The organism is Photorhabdus africana (genome assembly GCF_035181445.1).
In the GTDB taxonomy this organism is placed as follows: Bacteria; Pseudomonadota; Gammaproteobacteria; order Enterobacterales; family Enterobacteriaceae; genus Photorhabdus; species Photorhabdus laumondii.
Genome location: NZ_JAXBVE010000152.1, coordinates 1 through 561, shown reverse-complemented (window position 1 = coordinate 561; position 561 = coordinate 1). Strand labels below are relative to the sequence as shown.

Below are 561 nucleotides of genomic sequence, written 5' to 3'. Positions count from 1 at the left end.
ATTTCAAGATGCATCGCGACGGCAAGGGAGTGAATCCCCGGGAGCATAGGTAACTATGTGACCGGGGTGAGCGAGAGCAGCCAACAAAGAGGCAGCTTGAAAGATGACGGGGTATAACACCTTCAAAATATCAATGGCTTTTAATCATTGGATTATGTAGCAAGTTCCTCCGGTATCAGAATTTGTAAATTTTGATACCTTACAACAAAGAAGTTCATGAACTCGCCTAATCGAATTCCCCATGCTCTTAAGGTATCATTTCATTCCCTATAAATAAGAACAAAAATGCCGATCTTGAATATCGGCATTTTGCTGTAAAAGAGAAGATGAATTTAATGCTTTAACATTTCAATTTTATCCCGGCTCAGTCCGGTACTGGTGACAATAATATCCAAACTCACGCCATGCCGTAATAAGGCACGAGCCGTTTCCACTTTACCTTCCTCTCGGCCTTCCTCTCGACCTAGCTCAATACCTTGCTTGATACCTCGCTCAAGCCCTTTTTGTTCAAGCTGTTCTGCAATAGTCATCAACATCGTTTCATGCTCCGGAGATTGTTGT

General features: G+C 42.6%; 1 protein-coding gene. It reads right to left on the bottom strand.

Translation table 11 applies throughout. The annotated features are described in order from the left end of the window. Positions 1–332: 332 nt before the first annotated feature. On the bottom strand, positions 333–561 hold a 229-nt coding region (locus tag SLS51_RS23170; RefSeq protein ID WP_500690696.1), incomplete at its 5' end, for an Rpn/YhgA-type helix-turn-helix domain-containing protein.